The organism is Ruegeria sp. CK2, assembly GCF_056536585.1.
In genome coordinates, this window is sequence record NZ_JBQFPW010000073.1 from 1 (window position 1) to 708 (window position 708).

The 708-nt window shown below is 49.0% G+C and carries 1 protein-coding gene; it reads left to right on the forward strand.

Features of this window, described 5'->3' with window-relative positions; translation table 11 throughout:
* Positions 1–128 precede the first annotated feature (128 nt).
* Entirely contained in the window at positions 129–632 is a 504-nt protein-coding gene (locus ACR0BU_RS24750) for a hypothetical protein (protein WP_480739590.1), read from the forward strand.
* Positions 633–708: the final 76 nt, after the last annotated feature.

Consider the following 708-nt stretch of genomic DNA (forward strand, 5'->3'; position numbering starts at 1 on the left):
GCGGACGAAGCCGACCTTGGATAGATCAATGTGAATGGCCGCTTAGGGACATTTGCTCAGCAAGAGTTTTACGCTTCTCGCCACACTGGCTAGACTGCGCCTCGGATTTGTAGGATTGAGGGGCCGAAATGAGTTTTCTAAACCGTGAATGGAGCGATGCTGAAAAGTGGGCTATGGGAATACTCTCTGCTCTTGTAATCGCAGGACTAGTGGCTTTCTTTTCAAGAGAAACTGAGCAGTCACGGACACCTATTGCATTGGTTGCAGGATATGACTCTGCTTTTGCGCTCGCGATGAATAATCAAGGTGAGGACATCACTAAAATAAGAGCCGAAATTAATGAGCGAATCCAGCAACTTGACATAGAAGGCGTTTCTTACCCAACCGATCCGAGTGATGGGCAACCAGTTGCTCAATTTGCGAATACTGTAATCGGCATTTTATCAGCCAAGAGCGAAACCGAGACGTGCGCATTCCAACTAGGATTCGCAGGGCTGGTAGAGACTAACACCCCGGGAACCTATCCAAGTTTTTCCATCAGAGAAACCGCGAGATGTGCGGGATTTCCCAATCCAAACAGCCGGGACGATGAGGAGTATTTCCTCGGTTTAGTAGAAGCAGCAAGAAGATGAGGTTGGCCCGCCTTTGTCACTGACCATGGCAAAGAGGTCATCTATACACCTCGCAGCATTCGGAACTATGGGCTCG

Coding starts and splice junctions, on each gene's coding strand:
- ACR0BU_RS24750 (WP_480739590.1), top strand. CDS start 129: ATGAGTTTTCTAAACCGTGAATGGAGCGATGCTGAAAAGTGGGCTATG.